This is a genomic window from Natronospira proteinivora, from assembly GCF_024170465.1.
Lineage (GTDB): Bacteria > Pseudomonadota > Gammaproteobacteria > Natronospirales > Natronospiraceae > Natronospira > Natronospira proteinivora.
This window is the reverse complement of sequence record NZ_JALJYF010000002.1, coordinates 339,540-361,533: the sequence shown is the minus strand read 5'-3', so window position 1 is coordinate 361,533 and position 21,994 is coordinate 339,540. Positions and strand designations below refer to the sequence as shown.

The 21,994-nt window shown below is 61.3% G+C and carries 17 protein-coding genes and 1 riboswitch; of the genes, 12 read left to right on the top strand and 5 right to left on the bottom strand.

What is annotated here, in order from left to right; all coding sequences use genetic code 11:
* The first annotated feature begins 2 nt into the window (after positions 1-2).
* The 6 genes from J2T60_RS08930 to J2T60_RS08905 all read left to right on the top strand — a co-directional run bounded on the left by J2T60_RS08930 (position 3) and on the right by J2T60_RS08905 (position 5,538).
* Complete coding sequence (locus tag J2T60_RS08930) at positions 3-764, top strand: ABC transporter ATP-binding protein (RefSeq protein WP_253448619.1); 762 nt, start codon at positions 3-5, stop codon at positions 762-764.
* Positions 764-1,690, top strand: a complete 927-nt coding sequence (locus J2T60_RS08925; RefSeq protein WP_253448617.1) for an MlaD family protein — start codon at positions 764-766, stop codon at positions 1,688-1,690. The genes J2T60_RS08930 and J2T60_RS08925 overlap by 1 nt, the downstream gene beginning before the upstream one ends.
* Positions 1,691-1,700: 10 nt before the next feature.
* Positions 1,701-2,306, top strand: coding sequence for an ABC-type transport auxiliary lipoprotein family protein (locus J2T60_RS08920; RefSeq protein ID WP_253448615.1), 606 nt, complete (start codon positions 1,701-1,703; stop codon positions 2,304-2,306).
* Positions 2,303-2,794 carry a GNAT family N-acetyltransferase gene (locus J2T60_RS08915; RefSeq protein ID WP_253448613.1) on the top strand — a complete coding sequence of 164 codons (492 nt, stop codon included), beginning with the start codon at positions 2,303-2,305 and terminating at the stop codon, positions 2,792-2,794. The genes J2T60_RS08920 and J2T60_RS08915 overlap by 4 nt, the downstream gene beginning before the upstream one ends.
* A 113-nt stretch (positions 2,795-2,907) precedes the next feature.
* On the top strand, positions 2,908-4,272 hold the full coding sequence (locus tag J2T60_RS08910) for a dicarboxylate/amino acid:cation symporter (RefSeq protein WP_253448611.1): 1,365 nt from the start codon (positions 2,908-2,910) through the stop codon (positions 4,270-4,272).
* A gap of 729 nt (positions 4,273-5,001) precedes the next feature.
* Positions 5,002-5,538, top strand: coding sequence for a DUF924 family protein (locus J2T60_RS08905; RefSeq protein ID WP_253448609.1), 537 nt, complete (start codon positions 5,002-5,004; stop codon positions 5,536-5,538).
* Positions 5,539-5,551: 13 nt separating this feature from the next.
* Here the strand turns inward: J2T60_RS08905 and J2T60_RS08900 are convergent, their stop codons facing one another.
* From J2T60_RS08900 to cysG, 4 genes are all read right to left on the bottom strand, one after another.
* A complete protein-coding gene (locus tag J2T60_RS08900) occupies positions 5,552-7,360 on the bottom strand; it encodes a bifunctional sulfate adenylyltransferase/adenylylsulfate kinase (protein ID WP_301288402.1) in 1,809 nt (602 codons plus the stop codon).
* 30 nt (positions 7,361-7,390) lie between these two features.
* Complete coding sequence (locus J2T60_RS08895) at positions 7,391-9,157, bottom strand: SLC13 family permease (RefSeq protein WP_253448607.1); 1,767 nt, start codon at positions 9,155-9,157, stop codon at positions 7,391-7,393.
* 13 nt (positions 9,158-9,170) lie between these two features.
* Complete coding sequence (cysK, locus tag J2T60_RS08890) at positions 9,171-10,154, bottom strand: cysteine synthase A (protein ID WP_253448605.1); 984 nt, start codon at positions 10,152-10,154, stop codon at positions 9,171-9,173.
* Positions 10,155-10,301: 147 nt separating this feature from the next.
* Positions 10,302-11,732 (bottom strand): siroheme synthase CysG, encoded by a 1,431-nt coding sequence (gene cysG, locus J2T60_RS08885; protein WP_253448603.1) that lies wholly within the window; start codon positions 11,730-11,732, stop codon positions 10,302-10,304.
* Positions 11,733-11,961: 229 nt separating this feature from the next.
* On the opposite strand from cysG, the gene J2T60_RS08880 reads away from it, so the two are divergent.
* The 3 genes from J2T60_RS08880 to J2T60_RS08870 are packed head-to-tail and all read left to right on the top strand — an operon-like array spanning position 11,962 to position 16,191.
* On the top strand, positions 11,962-13,782 hold the full coding sequence (locus J2T60_RS08880; RefSeq protein WP_253448602.1) for an assimilatory sulfite reductase (NADPH) flavoprotein subunit: 1,821 nt from the start codon (positions 11,962-11,964) through the stop codon (positions 13,780-13,782).
* Complete coding sequence (locus J2T60_RS08875; protein WP_253448600.1) at positions 13,782-15,503, top strand: NADPH-dependent assimilatory sulfite reductase hemoprotein subunit; 1,722 nt, start codon at positions 13,782-13,784, stop codon at positions 15,501-15,503. Before J2T60_RS08880 ends, J2T60_RS08875 begins: the two co-directional genes overlap by 1 nt.
* Positions 15,481-16,191 carry a phosphoadenylyl-sulfate reductase gene (locus J2T60_RS08870; RefSeq protein ID WP_445376058.1) on the top strand — a complete coding sequence of 237 codons (711 nt, stop codon included), beginning with the start codon at positions 15,481-15,483 and terminating at the stop codon, positions 16,189-16,191. The genes J2T60_RS08875 and J2T60_RS08870 overlap by 23 nt, the downstream gene beginning before the upstream one ends.
* A gap of 692 nt (positions 16,192-16,883) precedes the next feature.
* Here J2T60_RS08870 and J2T60_RS08865 read toward each other — a convergent pair.
* Positions 16,884-17,897 carry a LysR substrate-binding domain-containing protein gene (locus J2T60_RS08865; protein WP_253448596.1) on the bottom strand — a complete coding sequence of 338 codons (1,014 nt, stop codon included), beginning with the start codon at positions 17,895-17,897 and terminating at the stop codon, positions 16,884-16,886.
* 603 nt (positions 17,898-18,500) lie between these two features.
* Positions 18,501-18,614: riboswitch (SAM riboswitch) on the top strand.
* 99 nt (positions 18,615-18,713) lie between these two features.
* Here J2T60_RS08865 and J2T60_RS08860 point away from each other — a divergent pair.
* Genes J2T60_RS08860 through J2T60_RS08850 form a run of 3 tightly spaced genes read left to right on the top strand, consistent with a single transcriptional unit; the run spans position 18,714 to position 21,953 of the window.
* The gene (locus J2T60_RS08860; RefSeq protein ID WP_253448594.1) at positions 18,714-19,688 is read left to right on the top strand and encodes an alpha/beta fold hydrolase; all 975 of its coding nucleotides are present in this window, start codon (positions 18,714-18,716) and stop codon (positions 19,686-19,688) included.
* Positions 19,675-20,865 carry a cystathionine gamma-synthase gene (metB, locus tag J2T60_RS08855; RefSeq protein WP_253448582.1) on the top strand — a complete coding sequence of 397 codons (1,191 nt, stop codon included), beginning with the start codon at positions 19,675-19,677 and terminating at the stop codon, positions 20,863-20,865. Before J2T60_RS08860 ends, metB begins: the two co-directional genes overlap by 14 nt.
* A complete protein-coding gene (locus J2T60_RS08850; protein WP_253448579.1) occupies positions 20,862-21,953 on the top strand; it encodes a homoserine dehydrogenase family protein in 1,092 nt (363 codons plus the stop codon). The genes metB and J2T60_RS08850 overlap by 4 nt, the downstream gene beginning before the upstream one ends.
* Positions 21,954-21,994: the final 41 nt, after the last annotated feature.

Below are 21,994 nucleotides of genomic sequence, written 5' to 3'. Positions count from 1 at the left end.
TCATGGATGAGAATACAGCGGTGATTCAGGTACGGGGGCTGGTGAACCAGTTCGGTAACCATCGTGTTCACGATGGTCTGGATCTGGACGTCTGGCAGGGAGAGACCCTGGGGCTGGTGGGTGGCAGCGGCACCGGCAAGACCGTGCTGCTTCGTACTCTGTTGGCTTTGCATCAGCCCACCGCCGGCAGCGTCAAGCTGATGGGCCAGGGAATGATCGGCGTCGATGAGGCCCGGCTGCGTGCTCGCCGCCAGCAGATCGGCATGCTGTTTCAGAACGGTGCCCTGTTCGGCGGTTTGACCATACTGGAGAATGTGGCTTTGCCATTGCGGGAGCACACCCGGCTGTCTTCTGCGGTGATTGAGGAACTGGCCTTGATCAAGTTGCGCATGGCGGGCCTCGGACCGGAGGTGGCCGGGCGCTATAGTAATGAGTTGAGCGGCGGCATGATTCGCCGGGCCTCGCTGGCCCGGGCCCTGATCATGGATCCGGCCCTGTTGATCCTGGATGAGCCCACCGCGGGCCTGGATCCGATTAATGCTGCAGCCTTTGATGATTTGATTCTGGAGTTGAGCGACCTGCTGGGTCTTACCGTGCTCATGGTGACCCATGACCTGGATGCCCTCTGGCAGGTGACCGACCGGGTGGTTTATCTGGGGCAGGGAAGGGTTCTGGAAACCGGGCCCATTGCCCGTCTGAGTCAATCCGAGCAGCCCGAAGTGGCACGGTACTTCTCTGATCGACGCCGGCCGAAGGAGGCCTGATGGAAACACGCAGCAACCATACCCTGATCGGCCTGTTCGTGGTGATTTTCACCGTAGCGGCAGTGGCCCTGGGGCTCTGGATTGCCGGGGAACTTCGCCAGGGTGAAACCCGGCACTACACGGTCTATCTGGAGGAGTCGGTCTCCGGCCTGGGGGAGAACTCCCGGGTGCTTTTCCAAGGGGTGCCGGTGGGTCGGGTGAGCGAGCTGGCCCTGGACCCGGATAACCCCAGCCGAGTGCGTTTGACGCTGGAGATCGAGGCGGATGTGCCCATCCGCACCGATACCCGGGCGGTGCTCAGAACCCAGGGGGCCATGGGAAGCATGCGCCTGGAGCTGGAATCCGGTGAAGCGGATGCCGCGCCCCTTGAGACGCCGGAGGGTGAACCCTATCCGGTGATCCAGTCCCGTCCCTCCTTCTGGGCGCGGGTGGATGGCAGTGTGGATGAAGGTCTGGCGGCGGTGGATACCGCAGCCCGCCAGCTCACCCGCCTGCTGAGTGATGACAATATCGATGCCCTGGCCGAGACCCTGCATCATCTGGAGACCTTCAGCGGTACTCTGGCCCGCAACAGTGAAGAGATGGATCGGGTGCTGGCGGGGGCGGCGGATATGGCCGAAGCCGGGGAATTGCTGGCCGATCGTCTGCCCGAGACCCTGGATCGACTGGATGCCGCCCTGCTGGGCGTGGAGCGTTTCAGTGATTCCGTGGAGCGAGCGGCGGATGATGTCTCCCGCCTGGCTGGAGAAGGTGAACAGACCCTGGATATCGTCAATCGCCATACCTTGCGGGAGATGGATGCCTTGTTGCGTCAGCTCCAGCAGCTGAGTGATCGCATGAGCCGCCTGAGCGAACAGCTGTCCGACGAACCCAATCAATTGTTGTTCGGTCCACCTCGCCGGGAACCGGGCCCGGGTGAACAATAAGGGGAAGCCCATGAATCGCCTTCAAATGATGATGCCGGCCTTGCTTGGCCTGCTGCTGTTGTCCGCCTGCACCATTCTGCCGGAGCAGGAGAGCGCACCCAGCACCCATTTGCTGGAATGGCGTGGTGAGCTCGCGCCCCTGTCCAAGCAGCCCTTTGAAGCCATTCAGGTGGCCATGCCCAGCAGCCATCCGGCCTATGACTCCGCCCATATGGCCTATCGCCGGGATGACCATGAATTGCGTCACTACGCGCGCAATCAATGGGCCGATAAGCCGGCCCGGCTGATTGGCGCCGCCATGGCCGAGGCCATCAGCGATGCCGGTCTGGCGCAGGATGTGGCCGCGCCCGGCAGCCGGGTGACGGCCTCCCATCGCCTGGACAGTGAGTTGATCCGCCTTGAGCAGATTTTCGATGAGCAGGGTTCCCATGTGCGCCTGACCATCCGTTATCGCCTGGTGGATGCCACCACCGGGGAGCGCCTGGGTGGTGTGCGGCATGATCTGGTGGAAGACAGCGAGAGCGAGGATGCCCCTGGCGGGGTGGCCGCGGCCAACCGGGCCCTGTCCCGGAGCCTGGAGCAGTTGATTGAAGCCTTGCCGGGCTGGCGCTCATGATGATCGAAGTGGCCGAACCCCGGGATTTTCCCGCCATTCTCCGGATGAACCGGGAGTGGGAGCATTTTCTGAGTCCCCTGGATGAGACCCGCCTGAGCTGGCTGCATGAAATGGCCGCCTACCATCGGGTGATTCGTCACCACGATCAGGCGGTGGCGTTTCTGTTGGCCTTCGCACCGAATTGCGCCTACGACAGTAGCAACTACCGCTGGTTTGATCGCCGCTATGATGACTTCGTTTATATCGACCGGGTGGTGGTTTCAGATGCTGTTCAGGGTCAGGGGGCGGGGCGTTTGCTGTATCAGGACTTGATGGACTGGGCGCGGGCGAAAGGCTGGCATCGTGTGTGTTGCGAGTTTGATCTGGAACCGCCCAATGAGCGTTCCCGTCACTTTCATGAATCCTTCGGCTTTGAGCAGCAGGCTGTTCAAAGCGATCCCAATACCGGCAAGAAGGTCGGATTGCAGCAATGCAGACTGACAGGTTGAGCAGGCATCAGGTGGATAAGCGTATGCTGGTCAGTGAACCACTGCCGAGGAAGCTCACGCCAGTGAATTGCCATGATTCCCGATATTAATCAGTGCTTCCCGGGGAGGTCGGCATGATTGGCACCATCAGCGGTACCTCACCCAGTCCGGTTCATCGTCTGGCCGGGCGTCTTAAAGGGCTGCTTCGCAGCCACCTCTGGGCCAAGGTCATCGTGGCCATGTTTCTGGGTGTGGGCGCGGGGCTCTTGCTGGGGCCGGATGCCGGCCTGGTGGACCCGGCCCTGGCCACACTGATTACCAACTGGCTTGCTTTGCCGGGCTATGTCTTTCTGGCCCTGATCCAGATGATCGTGATTCCCCTGGTGGTGGCCTCCATCATCCTGGGCATGGCCTCGTCCGAGAGCATGGCTTCCCTGCGCAGCACCGGGATTCGCGCCGGGGTGTTTTTCATTGTCACCACCCTGGCGGCTGTACTCATCGGCATGGCCGTGGCCCTGACCATTCAACCGGGGCTGTATCTGGATGCCAGCAGTGTTCAGGATCAATTGCGGCCGGCTGCGGAGCAGGCCGAGGCGGTTCCGGCACCGGGCCTGGCCTTGCAGGACCTGCCTTCCCGATTAAGCGAGATGATCCCCAGCAACCCTTTGAAGGCGGGGCTGGAACAGAACATGATGCAGGTGGTGGTGTTTGCCATCCTCATCGGTGTGGCCCTGGTGAGCCTGCCTCGCAAGCATCAGAAACCGCTGCTGGCCCTGTTGGCGTCCATCCAGGAAATCACCATGGTGGTGGTGCGCTGGGCCATGCTGCTGGTGCCCTTTGCGGTATTCGGCCTGCTGGCACAGATCACCACCCGCCTGGGGATTGATGCCTTGCTGGGCATGGGGCTGTACGTGCTGACGGTCGTGCTCGGCCTGATTCTGGTCCTGATCATGTATTTGCTCATTTACCGTTTCAAGACCGGACGGCCCATCCGCTATTTCCTCACCGCCGCCCGGGATGCCCAGCTACTGGCCTTCTCCACCTCCAGTTCCGCCGCGGTGATGCCGCTGACCATGCAGACGGCGGAAGCCCGGCTGGGGGTGAGTGCCGCCATTACCCGTTTCGTCATTCCCCTGGGGACCACCATCAATATGGCGGGCACGGCCCTGTATCAAATGGTGGCCACTCTGTTCCTGGCGCAGGTGTTCGGCGTGGAAGTGGGGCTGGCTACATTGATTCTGGTGGTCTTTCTGGCGGTGGGGGCGTCCATCGGCTCACCGGGGACGCCGGGCATCGGGATTGTGATTTTGTCCATGCTGCTGGGCAGTGTGGGTATTCCCGCCGCGGGCATTGCATTGATCATCGGTGTGGATCGCATTCTGGATATGTGCCGGACCACGGTGAATGTGACCGGCGATCTGGTCGCGGCGGTGGTGCTGGATTCACCCACCCAGTCGACGGATGACGTATCAGCACCGACCCAGTCGGAATCGACTTGAATAAAAGATTCATCGCGAAGTTTTGGGGAGCGTAAGGATGACGGGTAATTCGGTTATCTGCCACGCGGTCACAAAAGACGCCTGAAGTGTGAAGTTTGACGAGTGACTAGATTGGCAAGTTGATCGAAGCCGAAGCCAGCTCACCCCACCGCTGCTTTAATTCGGGAGGTTCGAGTACCGGGTGGGACTGGCCAGGGCTGTGCGCGACAGGGATGTCGCGCCCAGAGCCCCAGGGATGGGTCCATGCGTCCCTGGACAGTTCCACCCGGTATTCGAGCCGTGAAGCTTAAACAGAAACCTATACCCTCAGCTGGCTGTAGCTCGAACGGACTCGAAAATGGCTAAGGAACGATTTACCGGGCCTGCCCAATGTGAACACGGGCCAGTGTTTCAATTGCTCATCAGTCAACACGGTCAGATTAGAATCCTACGAGGCGATTCAAGCTTTACCAACCGGAGGGGACTGGACGCTTTCAGGGCTTCACGGCTCGAGCACATGGTGGGATTTTCCGGGGACGCTGTGAATCCATCCCTGAGAAGCTCTGGGCGCGACATCCCTGTCGCGCACAGCCCCGGCAAATCCCACCATGTGCTCGATCCTCCAGGCTGAAATTGTTGGAGAGATGAGTTGGCTTGGGCTTCGTTCGATTTGCCGAGGTAGACAGCCCCGAATAAGATGGTGCTGGTCACTCTCCGGTCTGCTCCGGCTGAACGATAAAGGATCGTGTCATGTATCAGCAAGTGCTGGATTTCTGGTTTCAGGAAAACGGTCCCGAACAATGGTTCAAGTCCGATCCGGACTTCGATGAGACCATCCTTGAACGGTTTAAAACACTGCATGATCAGGCCGCACTCTGCGAATGCTGGCAGTGGCGGGAAACGCCCCATGGGCGCCTGGCCGAGATCATTGTGCTGGATCAGTTCTCCCGCAATATGTATCGCGATACCCCGGCGGCCTTTGCCCAGGACCCACTCTCCCTGGCCCTGGCCCAGGAGGCGGTGGCGGTGGGGGCCGATGCCTCGCTAAGTGCTCCGGAGAAGGCCTTTCTCTACATGCCCTATATGCACAGTGAGTCCGCCCTGATTCACGAGCAGGCCGTTCAGCTCTTCGATCAGCCCGGGCTTGAGCAAAACTACGATTTTGAGCTTCGCCACAAGATCATCATCGACCGCTTCGGCCGCTATCCTCACCGCAACGCCATCCTTGGCCGACCCTCCACAGCGGAGGAAGAAGCCTTCCTGCAACAACCCGGCTCCAGTTTCTAGCAGTTCCCCCGCTTCAGCGCACCGTCAGTTGTCGGTCCAACAGGGGTACCCGGGTCTCCGCTTCTTCATTGGCCGCATCCCTGGGCAAGTGCCGGGGACGAAGATAGCCGGCCTGTTCCAGATAGTGGATGATTTGATCCACGGCGGCATCCGGGCTTACATCCCGGGTGTCGATGGTCAGTTCCGGATCCTTGGGTGGTTCATAGGGATCGCTGATGCCGGTGAAGCCTTTGATCTTGCCGGCCCGGGCCAAGGCATACAGGCCCTTGCGGTCCCGTTGTTCGCAGGTGGCCAGGGGGGTGCTGACATGGATCTCCACGAAACCGCCTTCCGCTTCCACCATGGCCCGGGCCCGCTGGCGGGTATCGGCATAGGGGGCAATCTGGGCGCAGATGGCGATGCCGCCGTGGCGGCTGATCTGGCTGGCCACCCAGGCAATCCGGAGGATATTCCGGTCCCGGTCTTCCCGGGAAAAGCCCAGCCCTTCCGATAGATTGCGCCGCACCACATCCCCGTCCAGCAGGGTGGTGCGACGCTGGCCCTGTTCCAGCAGCCGGGCATTCAGGGCCTCGGCAATGGTGGACTTGCCGGAACCGGACAGGCCGGTGAAAAACAGGGTGATTCCCTGGCGATGACGGGGCGGATGACGGTGGCGCAGCTCGGCGGCCACCTCCGGCCAGGTGAACCAGTCGGGGATCTCCTCGCCCTGCTTGAGTCGCTGTCGCAATTCAGTACCGGAAAGGCTGAGCACGGTTTCATCGGAGCGGGCGGCTTCGGCCGGCAGATAACGCCCCCGCTGGGCCACATAGACCATCTTGCGGAAGGGCACCATTTCAATGCCCAACTCATCGGCATGGGCCTTGACCAGTTCCTGGGCTTCATAGGGCCCGTAAAAATCCTCCCCTAGGGCATTCTTGCCCGGCCCGGCGTGATCCCGGCCGACGATGAAATGACTGGCCCCGAAGTTCTTGCGGATGATGGCATGCCAGAGGGCTTCCGCCGGCCCGCCCATGCGCATGGCCAGGGGCAGCAGACTGAGCCGCACCGATTCCCCCTGATAGCGTTGCAGCAGATGTTGGTAGCAGCGAACCCGGGTGTAGTGGTCGATGTCTCCGGGCCGGGTTTGGCCCACCACCGGATGAATCAGAATCGCCGCCCCGGTTTGGCGGGCGGCCTGGCGGGTCAGTTCCTGGTGGGCCCGATGCATGGGGTTACGAGTCTGAAAGGCCACCACCTTTTGCCATCCCTGCTCGGCGAGCAGACGACGCAATTCCGCCGGGCCTTGGCGCAGGGCCTGGAAGTCATGATGCACGGGGGCCTGGATGCCGGTGAGTGTGCCACCCAGATACACCGGCCCGCTGTCTTCCAATAGATAGGCCACGCCCGGGTGGGTAGGGTCCTCACTGTCAAAGACCTGGCGGGCCTCCAGAAGTCGATCCGGCCGCCAGAGATCACTGAGGGTGAGGATGGCCAGGTTCAGGCCCTGCGGATCCCGCAGGGCAATGCGGTCGCCAACATTCAGGCCACGGGCAAAGTCTTCGCTGACATCCAGGGTGATGGGCATGGGCCAGAGCAGGCCATTGGCTAGGCGCATGTCGGACAGCACCGATTCATAGTCTGTCTGGGTGAGGAAACCTTGCAGCGGTGAAAAGCCGCCATTGAGCAGCAGCTCCAGGTCGCATAGCTGTCGATGATTGAGTGACCAGCCGGGCAGGGTGGCGGCTTCCCTTTGCAGGGCCGCTTGTTCCGAGGCCGGCGCCATTCGGTTCACCAGTTGACCACCGTGTGGCGGGTTCAAACCATCTGTCCATTGTTCAGGCATGTCTCTCTCCTTTGCTAAGTAGGCAGTGTTCTAAAAGGGCCAGATCCAGGGGGTGAGGCCGATCACCACCAGGCCGGTGATGCCGTTCATGGGCAGGCCGGCCCGCAGGAAATCATTGAAGCGATAGCCCCCCGGGCCCATGACCATGAGGTTGGTTTGATAGCCCATGGGGGTGATGAAACTGGCGGAGGCGGCCAGCATCACCGTGACCGCAAGGGGCATCAGGGCGATATCCAATTGCCCGGCGGCGGAATGGGCCACATAGATCATCAAGGCGGCCGCGGCATTGTTGGTGACAATGGCGGTGAGCAGGGCGGTGGCCCCATACAGCAGGGCCAGCAAGAACCAGGGTTGGCCCTGGGACAGGACCAGTAGTTGCCCGGCGGCATGGCCGGCCAGGCCACTGTTCTGCAGTGCCTGGCCGATCCCCAGGGCCGCGCCGATCACCACCAGCAATTGCAGGTCCACCTGCCGGCGGATGCTGCTGGCGCTGGTGCAGCGCCCGATCAGCATCAGGCCCGCGCCCAAAAGGGCGGCCTGAAAAATGGACAGAAGCCCGAGCCCGGCGGTGGTGATTACGCCGACGAGGATGGCCAGTGCCAGGCCCGCCCGTTCGTGCCGGGGTAGCTGGCCGTTTTTCAGGGGACTGACCAGGTGAAAGTCCCGGGACTGGGCGTGTTGGCGGGTGAAGCCTTCCCCGCATTCCAGCAGCAGGGTGTCGCCGGCTTTCAGGCGTACATCCCCGGGCTTTTGATGCAATCGTTTGCCCTGGCGGGCGGCGGCCAGCACCACCGCGCCGTAATGATTGCGGAAACGGCCTTGCTTGATGGTTTGCCCCAGCATGGGGTGGCGTTCGGAGACCACCGCTTCCACCAGCCGTCGTTGCGAGCGGGGTTGATCCAACTTGAAGACTTGATCGGTGGCCGGATGCAGGCCGCGGATCTTTTGCAGTTCCACCACTGCATCGGGCACGCCCACAAACACCAGGTGATCACCGCCTTCAAGACGTTCCTGGGGAGAAACGGCAGGCAGCAAGGTACCCTGGCGATGGATCTCCACCAGATAGCTGCCGGCCAGGTGGCGCAGCCCGGCCGCCGCCACGGTTTTCCCCCGCAGCGGGCCGTGTTCGTCCACCCGCATCTCCACGCTGTATTCCCGGCTGTTTTCCAGGTCGGCGATCACCGCCGGGCGGTTGGGAAACAGCCACCGCCCTAACAGCGCCATGACAACCAGGCCCACCACGGCCACCGGCAGCCCCACCCAGGCGATCTCGAACAGGCCCATGCCGGGTCCGCCTTCGTCAATCAGATAGCCGTTGACGATCAGATTGGTACTGGTGCCGATCAGGGTGCAGCCGCCCCCCAGGATGGCGGCATAACTCAAGGGCATGAGCAGGCGGGAACGGGACAGGCCGTAACGCCGGGTCCAGGCCACTACGGTGGGGATCATCATGGCCACCACCGGGGTGTTGTTCATCACCGCGCTCAGGCCCGCCACCGGCCAGCTCAGACGCAGCTGGGCCCGGGCCTCGCTTTTGGGTTGGCCCAGAAAGAGCTGGCCCAGCCATTGAGTGGCCCCGGTATCCCGCAACCCGGCCACCACGGCATAGAGCACGGCGATGGTGGCCAGGCCTTCATTGGAAAAGCCCGACAGGGCCTGGGCCGGGGTCAGCACGCCGCCCAGCAACAGCAGGGCCAATGCCGCCATGAAGGCGGCATCCATGGGGGTGCGGCCAACCATCAGCGCCAATACCAGCCCGGCCACCACGGCGGTGGTGGTCCAAAGTGCCCAGTCCATAATGCCCCTCAGCTCATGCGGCGGCCGGACCCCGGGGTGGCGCGGCCAAATCGGCCAGCCACTCATCGTCGGAGCCGTCGTGAATGTCCTCGAACAGGGGCGTGGAGAGATAGCGTTCCCCGGTGTCCGGCAACATGGCCAGGACACTGCTGCCCCGGGGCGCACCGGCGACTGCCTTGAGGCCGGCGGCTACGGTGCCGCCGGCGGAAATCCCGACAAAGATGCCTTCCTCCCGGGCCAGGGCCAGGGCGGTGTTGATGGCTTCTTCATCGCTCACCGGTAGCAGCGCATCGGCGATGTCGGTATTGAGCACCGCCGGCAGGAAATCCGGGGTCCAGCCCTGGATCTTGTGGGCCGCCCATTCCTTGCCGCCCATCAGGGAGGCACCGGCGGGTTCAGTGGCAATGATCTTGAGATCGGGGCGGGCGGCCTTGAGCACCTCGCCGGCCCCGGTCAGGGTGCCGCCGGTGCCCCAGCCGGAGACGAAGTAATCCAGCCGCCGTCCGGCAAAGGAACGCAGGATCTCGGGGCCGGTGGTGTTACGGTGATAGGCCGGGTTGGCCTCGTTCTCGAATTGACGGGCCAGGAACCAGCCGTGTTGTTCGGCCAGTTCTTCGGCCTTGCGGACCATGCCCGTGCCTTTCTCCTCCTTGGGCGTGAGGATCACCTTGGCCCCCAGGGCCCGCATCAGCTTGCGCCGTTCCACCGAAAAGGTTTCCACCATGGTGGCCACGAAGGGATAGCCCTTGGCGGCGCAGACCATGGCCAGGGCAATGCCGGTATTACCGGAGGTGGCTTCCACCACGGTTTGCCCGCGCTTCAAGGCGCCGCGTCGTTCGGCATCTTCAATGATGGCAATGGCCAGGCGGTCCTTGACCGAGGCCATGGGATTGAAGGCCTCCACCTTGACGTAGAAGTCGATGCCTTCCGGCGCCAGGCGATTGAGCTTGACGATGGGGGTGTTGCCGATTGTCTCGAGAATGGAGTTGTAAATCATGCTGTCTCTCCTGATGAATATTGGGTCTTAAGCCAAGGCAATTGCCTGCTAGTTGTGGGAGCGGCATTCCTGCCGCGACAAGGCTTGAACGACACCGCTGTCGCGGCAGGAATGCCGCTCCCACTGCCAAGGGCTGGTTGATCGGGATCAAACCACCGCTTGTTGCAACTGCTCGGCGGATGTCTCGGCGACGATGGGGGCCTGGCCGTACCAGTTGAGCTCACCGGCCAGGCGGGCCACCTCGCCCACATAGATCAGAGCCGGTGATTGCAGCTGGTGGCGCTCGGCCAGCTCACTCATGCTGCCCAAGCGACCCACGATCACCCGTTGTTCCGGCCGGCAACCGTTTTCCACAAAGGCCACCGGGGTATCGGGATGACGGCCGTGGGCGGTCAACTGGGACTGGACCCGGCCGATCTGGCGCACCCCCATGTAAAAGGCCAGGGTCTGGCGGCTATGGGCCAGATCATTCCAGTCCAGGGTGTCCACCGATTCCCGGCAATGGGCAGTGACCAGCCAGACCGAATGGGCATGATCCCGGTGGGTCAGGGGCAGTCCGGCATAGGCCGCGCAGCCCACGGCGGCGGTAATGCCGGGGACCACTTCATAGGCAATGCCCCGTTCACGGAGATAGGTGATCTCCTCGCCACCGCGGCCAAAGACGAAGGGGTCGCCGCCTTTCAAACGAACCACCACCTCGCCGGCTTCGGCTCGTTCGGCCAGGAGTTGATTGATGCGCGCTTGGCTGAGTCGGTGATGGCCGGCCTTCTTGGCCACATCAATGAACTCGGCATCCCGCCGTGCCAGATCCAGGACGCGCTCATCCACCAGCCCGTCATGGACAATCACATCGGCGGCCTGCAAGGTCTGCAGCGCCTTCAGGGTGAGCAGTTCCGGGTCGCCCGGCCCGGCCCCCACCAGATAGACATGGCCTTCGCCAAACAGGCCGTCTTCCTTCAAGGCCGCTTCAAAACGTTGCCGGGCCTCGTCTTCCTGGCCGGCCCGAATGAAACGGGCCACCGGCCCATCCACCAGCCATTCATGGAAACGCCGCCGGCGGCTGAACTCGGGGATCGCCCGGGTGATGTGATCCCGGACCTCACCCACGAACTCGGCCAGCCGGGCGGTGGCCTGGGGCAGCAGGCGTTCCATGGTGTCGCGCAGCCGCCGGGCAAGCACCGGCGAGGTGCCGCCGGTGCTGATGGCCACCATCACCGGGGAACGGTCCACGATGGCCGGCATGATGAAACTGCAGTTATCCCGGTCATCCACGGTGTTCACCAGCACCCGCCGTGCCTCGGCCTCCCGGGCCACCCGTTTCTGGAGAAAGGGATCATCCGTGGCGGCATAAACCAGCCAGGCTTCTTCCAGGTCCTGGTTTTCAAAGGCACGCTGAATCCATTCAATCCGGCCTTTCTGTTCCAGCTGTTTCAAGCCGTCACAAATCTCGGGGGACACCACTCGGACTTGGGCACCGGTGCGCAGCAGCAGACGAATCTTTCGCTCGGCCACCGTGCCGCCCCCGACCACCAAAACGGGTCGTTTGTCGGTGGCCACAAAAATCGGCAAGTAATCCATGGTGTACATCCCTTATTGATGAAACTGTCATCGAGCTTAGGGATGCAATGGAAGTCTGAGAAATACTGTTTACTGACAAGCTAATGACTGAATGGAATGAACATGAAGGAAGGATTTCCGGTGGTGATCTTTCGATAGCTAAAGGGAATATACGTATGAAGAATCAATCGTTATCAAAGCGACCAGGGCCCATTAGGCTTTTCCTCAAATGCCAAACGAGGAGAAGACCATGGCGGCCGTTCCTGCACAGACCCTGCAGCTTCAACAAAGGATTGATGCCCTGGCCCGTGAGCTGGATGAGCGGGAAAAGATCTGGGCGTCCGGTTATCTGTCCGGGCTGGCGGCCGCCGGTGGCAGCGCTGCCCCGTCCGATGATGCCCTGTCTCAGACGGGCGGGGCGGTGGCGAAGACAGCAGCGTCCTCCTCTGCCAGCCGTGTCCTTAATATCTGGTACGGCTCGGAAACCGGCAATGCCCGGCGGGTGGCCGAAGGGCTGGCCGAGCAGGCCCGGAGCCAGGGGCTTGCCGTCAAGTTGGCAAGCTTGGCCGATGTGCGTCCCCAGCAATTACGCAAGCAGGAACTGCTCACCCTGGTGGTTAGTACCCACGGGGAGGGTGATCCCCCGGAGGATGCCGAGGCACTCCACGACTATCTCAATAGCGACAAGGCCCCCAAGCTGGAACAGTTGAGCTATGCCGTGTTTGCCCTGGGGGATTCCTCTTATGAACACTTCTGCCAGACCGGCAAGGATTTCGATCAGGCCCTGGAACGGCTGGGTGCCAAGCGAGCCTTGGAACGAGTGGATGCCGATCTGGATTTCGAGGATGTGGCCGCCCAATGGCAGCAACAGACCCTGGAGACTTTCCAGGACAAGCTGGACAGTGGTGAATCAGAAGGTAGCGGACCGATCCTTCAGGCTGTCAACACGGAAGCCACGCAATGGACGCGGGACCATCCCTTCCAGGCGGAAGTGCTGGCCTCCCATCCATTGACCGTGGCCCCCTCGGGCAAGTCGGTGCATCACATTGAGCTCTCTCTAGAAGACAGCGGCATCCAGTATCAGGCCGGGGATTCGGTGGGCATCTGGACGGACAATGCCCCGGAACTGGTTGAGGAAGTGCTTGAACTCACCGGCCTGGATGGCGAGCAGTCCGTGACCCGAAAGGATCAGCAACGGTCCCTGCGTGAATGGCTGGGCGGCTACCTGGAACTGACTCGTCTCTCCCGGCCCGTGATTGAAAAGTATGCCCAGTTGGCCGATGCCGCCGAGCTCAAAACCCTGCTGGAAGATGCCAAGGCCTTACGCGCCTGGATTGAGGAACACCAGGTGGTGGATCTTTTGCATCGTTATCCCGCCGAGCTGGATGCCGACACCCTGGTGCAATTACTGCCCGGCATCACGCCCCGCATGTATTCCATTGCCTCCAGTCCGGCCAAAACCCCGGATGAGATTCACCTCACGGTGAAGACCCTGGGCGGGCAGGCCGAACAGGGTCTGCGGGCGGGCGCCGCTTCCTGGTATCTCAACGAGCGCCTGGAGACGGGTGACAGGGTGCGTCTGTTCGTGGAGCCCAATCCCCGCTTCCGCTTGCCGGAGGACGGCAAGGCCCCGGTGATCATGATCGGCCCCGGCACTGGTGTGGCCCCCTTCCGGGCCTTTGTCCAGGAACGCCAGGCCCTGGGGCATGAAGGGAAGAACTGGTTGTTCTTCGGTGAACAGCATCGCCGTACGGATTTTCTTTATCAACTGGAATGGCAACGCCATCTGAAACAGGGCGGGCTGGATCGAATCTCCTTGGCCTTCTCACGCGATCAGGTCGAACGAATCTATGTTCAAGATCGGCTTCGTGAGTCGGGTGAAGCAGTCTTTGAATGGCTGGAAGCCGGGGCCCATCTCTATGTCTGCGGTGATGCCAAACGCATGGCCGCCGATGTGGACGCGGCCCTGGTGGATATCGTGGCCCAGGCCGGCCATCGATCCACCGAAGCCGCCCAGGACTATCTCAAGACCCTGCGTCGGGACGGGCGTTACCAGAAGGATGTGTATTAATGCGTGATGAGAAACAGAAAGAGCAGGCACTGGATGAAGTGGAAGCCATCAAGGCCGAAAGCCGGGGCCTGCGTGGCCGGCTCCATATCGGCCTGGAAGAGACGGTGACCGGCGGTATTGAAGCATCGGATACCAAGGTCATCAAGTTCCACGGCATCTATGAACAAGACGACCGGGATGTCAGGAGTGAACGGAAAAAGGCCAAGCTGGAGCCTCTTTATTCCTATATGCTGCGGGTGCGTATTCCAGGTGGCGTGTTGAACGCCAAGCAATGGCAGCAGCTAAGTGTTTTGGCCAGGGAATACGCCAACGGCACCCTTCGCCTGACCACCCGTCAGGCGGTGCAGTTTCACGGCATCTACAAGGAACAACTGCGCCCCTTGGTTCGGGGGCTGGATGCGGTACTGCTGGACAGCATCGCCGCCTGCGGGGATGTGAACCGCAATGTGATGTGCACCCCCAATCCCCTGCTGAGTCCTTTGCATGCCTCGGTGCAGCGGATCAGTGAACGCTTGAGCCGGGAGTTGCTGCCGGAAAGCCGGGCCTATCAGGAGCTCTGGCTGGAAGGACGGGACTGTGGTGGTGAGGGCGAGGTGGAACCGCTGTATGGACAGACCTATCTGCCCCGCAAATTCAAGATTGCGGTGGCAGTGCCGCCCCTCAATGACGTGGATGTCTTCGCCCATGACATCGGCTTTATTGCCATTGAATCGGAAGGGCGTTTGCAGGGCTTCAATGTCAGCGTGGGCGGTGGCCTTGGTATGAGCCATGACGTGGCCGATACCCATCCGCGTCTGGGGGATGTCATTGGCTTTTGCCCGCCCCAGGATGCGGTACGGGTGGCGGAGGCGATTGTTTCCATCCAGCGGGATTATGGCAACCGGGTCAATCGAAAGCGTTCCCGCCTGAAATACACCATCGAGGATTATGGGCTGGACTGGTTCAGAAAGGAGTTGGACTGGCGCCTGCGCAAACCCCTGGCCGAGGCCAGGCCCTATCAGTTCCATCACAATGGTGACCGCTACGGCTGGGTGGAAGCCGAGGACGGCCTTTGGCATCTCACTCTGTTTGTGGAGAACGGGCGACTCAATCCGGATGCCATAGAGGCGCTGGAGGAAGTGGTTGGGCGTTATCCCGACATCGAGTTTCGGGTCAGCCCCAACCAGAACCTGATCATTGCCGGGGCCACCGCCCAGCAGAAGCTGGAGTTGGATCTGCTTTTGGAAGAGCGGGGCCTGACCCAGGCCGAAAAACTCTCAGCCATTCGTTTGCGGTCCATGGCCTGCGTGGCCTTTCCCACCTGCCCCCTGGCCATGGCGGAAGCCGAGCGTTATCTGCCCAGCCTGCTGGATCGTGTCGAGGCCTTGCTGGAAAAACATGGCCTTGGCAAGGCACCCATCACCCTGCGCATGACCGGCTGCCCCAATGGCTGTGCCAGACCCTATCTGGCCGAGATCGGTCTGGTGGGCAAGGGCCCCGGTCGATACAACCTCTACCTGGGCGGGGCCTTCAATGGTGAACGGCTGAACCGCATCTATCGGGACAATGCCAATGAGCAGGAGATTCTCACCACTCTGGACATGTTGTTCGCCCGCTATGCCCGGGGGCGGGAGGAGAACGAGCGTTTTGGTGATTACCTGATTCGCGTGGGTGTGACTTCCGAAGTGATAAGCGGCCAAGAGGTGAGAGAGCATGACCATGGTAAAGCCGTTGCAAACTGAGTACAGCCTGGTGCATCAAGCGGTCAATGAACTAAGCCACTTGGATGCCGAGTCCCGGCTTGAGTGGGCCTTGTCTCATTTGCCCCATCGACAGGTTCTGGCGTCCAGTTTCGGGGCCCAGTCGGCGGTGATGCTTCATCTTGTGACCCGCTTGCGCCCGGATATCCCCGTGGTGTTCATTGACACGGGCTATCACTTCGCGGAGACCTACCGCTTCGTGGATGAGCTGCATGATCGACTGGACCTGAATCTGCATGTCTATCGCCCCCGCTACAGTGCGGCCTGGCAGGAGGCCCGTTATGGCCGGCGATGGGAGCAGGGACTGGCGGGGCTTGAGGCCTACAATCAGGAGAACAAGGTGGAGCCCATGCAGCGGGCCTTGCGTGCGCTGTCGGCCGGCACCTGGTTTTCCGGGCTTCGCCGGCAGCAGGCGGAAAGCCGAAAGGATGTGCCGCTGGCTGAACGGCGCAATGGGCGAATCAAGTTTCATCCCATTTTCGATTGGACGGACCGGGATGTGCACCAGTACCTGAAAGCCCATTCATTGCCATACCACCCTTTGTGGGAGAAGGGCTATGTGAGTATCGGGGATTGGCACACGACCCGGCCCCTGAGTCAGGTTGATAGCCTCGAGGAGACACGCTTTTTCGGCCTGAAGCGGGAGTGCGGACTTCACGAGTCGGTCTAATCATGTGCTCGAGCCGTGAAGACCTGAAAGAAACCCATTCCTATCGGCTGGCTAAACTCAACTCACCCCAAAACAATCGGATCTGACTACGCGTTCGTGCTCGGCAACCCTAAAGATTCTTCAGTGTTCCTGTTGGGAAAATTAAAGCAACGTTCCGTTAGGAAGTTTACGGCCTTTTTAGCCACTGCCAGCGGAGGGTGTTGTTTTCTGTTTGAACTTCACGGCTCGATTGCAGGGTGGGCCTTTCCCGCTGTGAATCCATCCCTGAGACGCTCTGGGCGCGACATCCGTGTCAGGGCCACTCGCCCAGGTCCCTACGCACTCGCAGTTGCCCCTGAGCCGTTCTGATTCAAGGCGCAGTGCGCCGCACAGTGGTGTTAACCACGGGCAAGCGCTGCAACGCCGAAGCAGGACGGCTCAGGGGCAACCCGAAGGGCCCCACCCCGGCTTCCTCTCGACTGCGTTGCGACTCGCTTATGTAGCACGGTGGCTACACGGCGCTCCTCGCGCCTTGCGAGAGAAAGCCGGGGTGGGGCTGCGAGCGCGTAGGGACCTGGGCGAGTGGCCTAGCCCTGGAAAGGCCCACCCTGCACTCGATCCTCCAGTTGGAAATCAGTGATGGGTGTTAGCTGGCTTTGGCTTCGTTTGGACTGCCAATGTAGATGGTTAGCTCAATGTTTTATGGACTTTGGCTAGCAACCCGCAGCCACCCGGGGCTTGGGTTGATGAGCATGTACCGGCAAGGTCACGTCCTCGAACAAGGTCTCCACCGCCTTCTGATCGGGTGCCTGGCGGGCCGCCTCCACCCGCTCCGGCGTCAGATGGGGGGCCAGCCGGCTGAGGAAATCCAGCTGATAGCCCCGAAGCAGACTGTCCCGACGAAAGCCGATCCAGGTGGTCAGGCGGGGAAAGAGATGCTGCACATCCAGGGTCACCAGATCCTTGTCCACCTCTTCCTCTACCGCCATGGCGGCCAGCAGACCCACACCCAGCCCCATCCGGACATAGGTCTTGATCACATCCGCATCCCGGGCCGTGAAGCCGATATTGGCTTCCAATCCCTTGGCCTTAAAGGTGCGGGACAGGGAAGACTCCGGCCGGTCACTGAAGACATAGGTCACCAGCGGGTGTTGCGACAAGGTCTCCAGGGTGGGAGCGGTTCTGCTTGCCGCCAGGGGATGATCCCTGGGCACCAGCAGAACCCGGTCCCATTGATAGACCGGCAACATGGTCAGCCCCGGAAAGAGGTGCTGGCTGCTGGTGGCCATGACGAAATCCACATCCCCGGCCGACACCATGCCCGCCAGCTGATCCGATGTGCCCTGGTGGATATCAAAGCCTACGCCTGGGTGAGCCTGGCGAAAGCCCTGGATCACCGGTGGCAGTACATAGCGGGCCTGGGTATGGGTCGTGCCCAGCCGCAGGGTGCCCTGGGCATCGCCCTTGAGTTCGGCGGCCAGGTTCTTGATGTTGGCCACCTCCTGCATGATGTGACGGCCACGCTCCACGGCTCTTTCTCCTGCGGCGGTAAGGGCATCAATCCGCTTGCCGCGCCGGATGAACAGCTGAAGCCCCAGCTCATCTTCAAGCAATCGTATTTGCTTGCTGATGCCCGGTTGGGAGGTGTAAAGATTCTCCGCAGCCGTGGTGATGTTAAAGCCATTGTCCACAATGGCCAGCAGGTAGCGTATCTGTTGTAACTTCATCTTTCTTATCCCCCCTCGACCCGGTGGCGTCATTGCCCGGGAGTCGAGTCTTTGCGATCTGGATATGCTTGGCTGAAAAACAGCCCGAATATTATTGGCGTTCCGCACGGCACATTCGTGCCTCGGGACAGGGCCAACAAGTGAGGGGGGAGATGCAACAGCCTCTGGTCTTCCTGACCAGGGGGAGTAGCCATGTTCTTGTCAATCGCTCGCTGCTTCGTGCACGCATCGTTAACCTCCGGTTCATGACCGGTTCTGATGGGTGCTTGCGGGCGAGGAGGGCCGTTTCGGCTTGCCGGGGAGGGCCCGATAGCGGAGGCAAGTCACAGCCTACCGCTTTAGCTGCATTTGTTGAGCGCCCGCAAGCTGGTGTCAAATCGGCGCTATCGGGGACAACTTTTAACGCAAATGAGCTGCAAGTCAAGGGCAGTGCGCCGGCATATGGATATGAAATTTTGGAATAAATATTCCCGTCAATGAGTTAGACGGTTTTGCTTTTCATTGACCCGACGAAAGGTTTACCCCATTCGAACAGGGTGATCGTCAAACATAACCAACGATTCTTTGACCCTGCACAACAGGGCACCTAATCTCTGCGTCAACAGCTCATCAAGACCGGTTGAGGGACAGGCCCGACGATACCGGGGCAACCAGTGGAGCCATCCACAAAGGTGCCAACTCCTGCGGGGAGCCGAAAGGCTTGCCGAGAGATGAGCGGAGTCTGTGACGCTTCAGGCCTGCACGCCTTCATCACCTACTTCGCTTGATCCTCTCCTCCCCGCAGTTCATTGACAGGGAACCGGGGAGGAGAGACCCGTGCACGATGTGATCAGCCTGCGGACCCGGGATGCGGACCATAGTGGTTCCTCATCCATTGAAGGCACATTACAAGTGAGATTGGATGCCGGGGGTGAAGCGGTAACTGCCTCCATGGCTTATCGCTTGAGCGGCCGGTCAGGACTTCCCCTTGTATTGGTGCTGGGCGGGCTTAACAGCAATCGGGCCATTGAACAGTGGTGGCCGGAGCAACTCGGGCCCAAGGGGCCACTGGACTCGCGCCGTTATCGACTGCTGAGCGTGGACTGGGCCTGTCCGCAAGGCCGGCCGGAAAGAACCCTCCTGACGCAGGACCATGCCCAGGCCCTGGAGGTGCTTCTAAAGCGCCATGACATTGCCCGACTGCATCTGCTCTGTGGTGCTTCCTACGGGGCCATGGTGGCCCTGGCACTGGCCGAGCGAGGGCAGCTTGCCATCCGCCGACTGCTGACCATCAGCGGGGCCCATTACAGTCATCCGGTTGCCACCGCCGCACGCTATCTGCAAAGAGAAGTGGTACGCCTGGGGGCGATGGCTGGCTTTCCGACCGCGGGTTTGAATATTGCCCGGGGCTTGGCCATGAACAGTTATCGCACCCGCGAGTTGTTCTCTGAACGGTTTCCCCAGGCAGATGCCGCTGAACGCCTCGATAGTATTCAGTCCTATCTTTCCCATGTGGGCAACGACTTCGCGGCCCGTTTTTCGGTGGAACGTTTTCTTGATCTGTCCGAGTCCCTGGACCTGCACCAGGTAAACCCACAAGGGATTGATTGCCCGGCCACGGTGGTGGCCGTGGATTCGGATCAGCTGGTTCCCCTGTCTCAGATGCAAGCCCTGGCCGGGTCATTGGCCGGGCCCACGGATTTCCATTGCCTGCAATCGCCCTATGGTCACGATGCCTTTCTCAAAGCGCATCAGGCCATTGCTCATGTTCTGAATCAATGTCTTGAGGAGAAGCAACATGCCACGGCCTGAATCCCAGCCCCAAACCATCTCCGTTCGAACGGGTGTGGATAGTGATAGCCAATACGGGGGTGTCATCCCGCCCATCCATATGAGCAGCACCTTCAGCTTTGCCGGCTTCGGTGAAGCCCGGGCCCATGATTACAGTCGTTCGGGCAACCCCACCCGTGACCGACTGGCGGATGCCTTGCGTGATCTGGAAGGGGGTGTGGCGGCCACGGTGACGGCGACCGGCATGGCTGCCATCACCACGGTCTTGCAGTTGCTGGGCCCCGAAGATCGCATACTGGCGACCCATGATTGCTATGGGGGAACCTTTCGCCTGCTGGATGCCTGGGCTGAAAAAGGGGCCTTCAAACTGGATTTTGTTGATTTCAATGATCCCGATGCCACTCGTCAGGCCTTGTCTCAAGGCCCCAAGCTGGTCTGGTTGGAAACACCCAGCAACCCCCTGTTGAGGATCACCGACATTCAACGGGTGGCGGAACAGGCCCGGGCGGCGGGTGCCCGGGTGGTGGTGGACAACACCTTCCTCTCACCGGTCCTGCAACGGCCCCTGGATCTGGGAGCGGACATCGTGGTGCATTCCACCACCAAGTACATCAATGGTCACAGTGATGTGATCGGGGGTGCCATTATCAGTGGTGACCCGGAACTGGGCGAGACCATCGCCTGGTGGGCCAATTGCCTGGGGGTCACCGCCAGTGCCATGGATTGCTGGCTGACCCTGCGGGGATTGAGAACCCTCCATGCCCGGCTCAGATTGCATCAGGAAAACGCCGTCAATGTGTGTGAGTTCCTGTCCGAGCATCCAGCCGTGAAGACCGTGCATTACCCCGGCCTGGCCAGCCATCCCGGGCACCTGATTGCCCGTCGCCAACAGAACGGTTTCGGGGCCATGCTCAGCTTTGAGTTGAATGGGGGCGAAGCTCAGGTCCGGGAGTTCCTCTCGCGGCTGCGATGTATCACCTTGGCCGAGTCCCTGGGGGGTGTGGAATCATTGATCGCCCATCCCGCCACCATGACCCATGCCGCCATGCATCCCGATGCCCGCCAGCGGGCCGGTATCGGTGATGGCCTGCTGCGTCTGTCGGTGGGGATTGAATCGCCCGGCGATTTGATCGCGGACCTGGACCAGGCTCTCTCCGGCCTCGCCCAGCCCACGGCCTTTGAAGGAGGCCTGTCATGAGCAGCGTGAGACAGCAACCGTCGGTGACCGTTTTGGACCGCAGCGCTCGTGACAGCCGATCCATCTGTCCGCTGGTGGTGATCGGCAGCGGCAACGTGGGGGGAGAGTTGCTACAGCTGCTTGATGATCGGCGCCCGGGCAGCGTATCGCTTTTGGGTTTGGCCAACTCCCGCACCATGTTGTGGAATGAGTTGGGGCTGAGCCTGGATGGTATTCGCCAGCAACTGGCCGAATCGGATCAAGCCAGCTGTTTGGACGAACTGGCCTCCCGTCTACTCGACCAAGGTCCGCAGGGGGTGATTGTGGATCTGACTGCCAGCCGGGAAGTGGCGGATCGCCATGCGGGCTGGATCCAGGCCGGCCTGGATGTGGTTACTGCCAATAAATGGGCTGCCGCTGGAGAGGCGCAAGGCTATCAAGCCCTGCTGGGGGCGGAAGAGGCGGGGGTTGGCCGCTATCGCCATGCCACCACGGTGGGGGCCGGGCTGCCTCTGTTGGACAGCCTGCAGCGACTGCGCTCGGCCGGTGAATCCATCGTGAGTGTGTCGGGCCTGTTTTCCGGCACCCTGAGTTATCTCATGCAGGGGCTTCAGTCGGGACGCGGCTTGGCTAAGTCGCTATGGGCGGCCCATGAGCAGGGACTCACCGAGCCCGATCCTCGCCTGGACCTGTCGGGGCTGGATGTGGCCCGGAAACTGGTGATTACCGCACGGGCAGCGGGCTTCGAACTGTCTTTGGAAGACGTGAGGATTGAAAGCCTGGTGCCGCCGTCATTGATCGATTGTGATTTGTCCACTTTCTTCGCCCAAGGCAGTGAGCCGCTGGACAGCCATTGGGCCGGGATACAGAGCAAGGCCGAAGCGGGCATTCCCCGTTATGTGGGGCAGGTGGACAACCAGGGCCAGGCCTCCGTGGGGATTCAATGGCTGCCGACGGCCCATCCCTTTGTGGGCGTGGGGGCCACGGACAACATCTTTGAGATCCGTAGTGATAGTTATCGGGACACCCCGCTGATCATTCGCGGCCCAGGCGCCGGTTCCCGGGTAACCGCCGTACAGGTCCTGGCCGATATCCATTCCCTGATCTGAGTCCCCGGTAGACAGTCCGATTTCGTAGCAGTGTCGGCTTC

Coding starts and splice junctions, on each gene's coding strand:
- J2T60_RS08900 (WP_301288402.1), bottom strand. CDS start 7,360: ATGCCTGAACAATGGACAGATGGTTTGAACCCGCCACACGGTGGTCAA.
- metB (WP_253448582.1), top strand. CDS start 19,675: ATGCCACGGCCTGAATCCCAGCCCCAAACCATCTCCGTTCGAACGGGT.
- J2T60_RS08905 (WP_253448609.1), top strand. CDS start 5,002: ATGTATCAGCAAGTGCTGGATTTCTGGTTTCAGGAAAACGGTCCCGAA.
- J2T60_RS08910 (WP_253448611.1), top strand. CDS start 2,908: ATGATTGGCACCATCAGCGGTACCTCACCCAGTCCGGTTCATCGTCTG.
- J2T60_RS08920 (WP_253448615.1), top strand. CDS start 1,701: ATGAATCGCCTTCAAATGATGATGCCGGCCTTGCTTGGCCTGCTGCTG.
- J2T60_RS08875 (WP_253448600.1), top strand. CDS start 13,782: ATGCGTGATGAGAAACAGAAAGAGCAGGCACTGGATGAAGTGGAAGCC.
- cysG (WP_253448603.1), bottom strand. CDS start 11,732: ATGGATTACTTGCCGATTTTTGTGGCCACCGACAAACGACCCGTTTTG.
- J2T60_RS08880 (WP_253448602.1), top strand. CDS start 11,962: ATGGCGGCCGTTCCTGCACAGACCCTGCAGCTTCAACAAAGGATTGAT.
- cysK (WP_253448605.1), bottom strand. CDS start 10,154: ATGATTTACAACTCCATTCTCGAGACAATCGGCAACACCCCCATCGTC.
- J2T60_RS08870 (WP_445376058.1), top strand. CDS start 15,481: ATGGTAAAGCCGTTGCAAACTGAGTACAGCCTGGTGCATCAAGCGGTC.
- J2T60_RS08895 (WP_253448607.1), bottom strand. CDS start 9,157: ATGGACTGGGCACTTTGGACCACCACCGCCGTGGTGGCCGGGCTGGTA.
- J2T60_RS08850 (WP_253448579.1), top strand. CDS start 20,862: ATGAGCAGCGTGAGACAGCAACCGTCGGTGACCGTTTTGGACCGCAGC.
- J2T60_RS08925 (WP_253448617.1), top strand. CDS start 764: ATGGAAACACGCAGCAACCATACCCTGATCGGCCTGTTCGTGGTGATT.
- J2T60_RS08930 (WP_253448619.1), top strand. CDS start 3: ATGGATGAGAATACAGCGGTGATTCAGGTACGGGGGCTGGTGAACCAG.
- J2T60_RS08865 (WP_253448596.1), bottom strand. CDS start 17,897: ATGAAGTTACAACAGATACGCTACCTGCTGGCCATTGTGGACAATGGC.
- J2T60_RS08915 (WP_253448613.1), top strand. CDS start 2,303: ATGATGATCGAAGTGGCCGAACCCCGGGATTTTCCCGCCATTCTCCGG.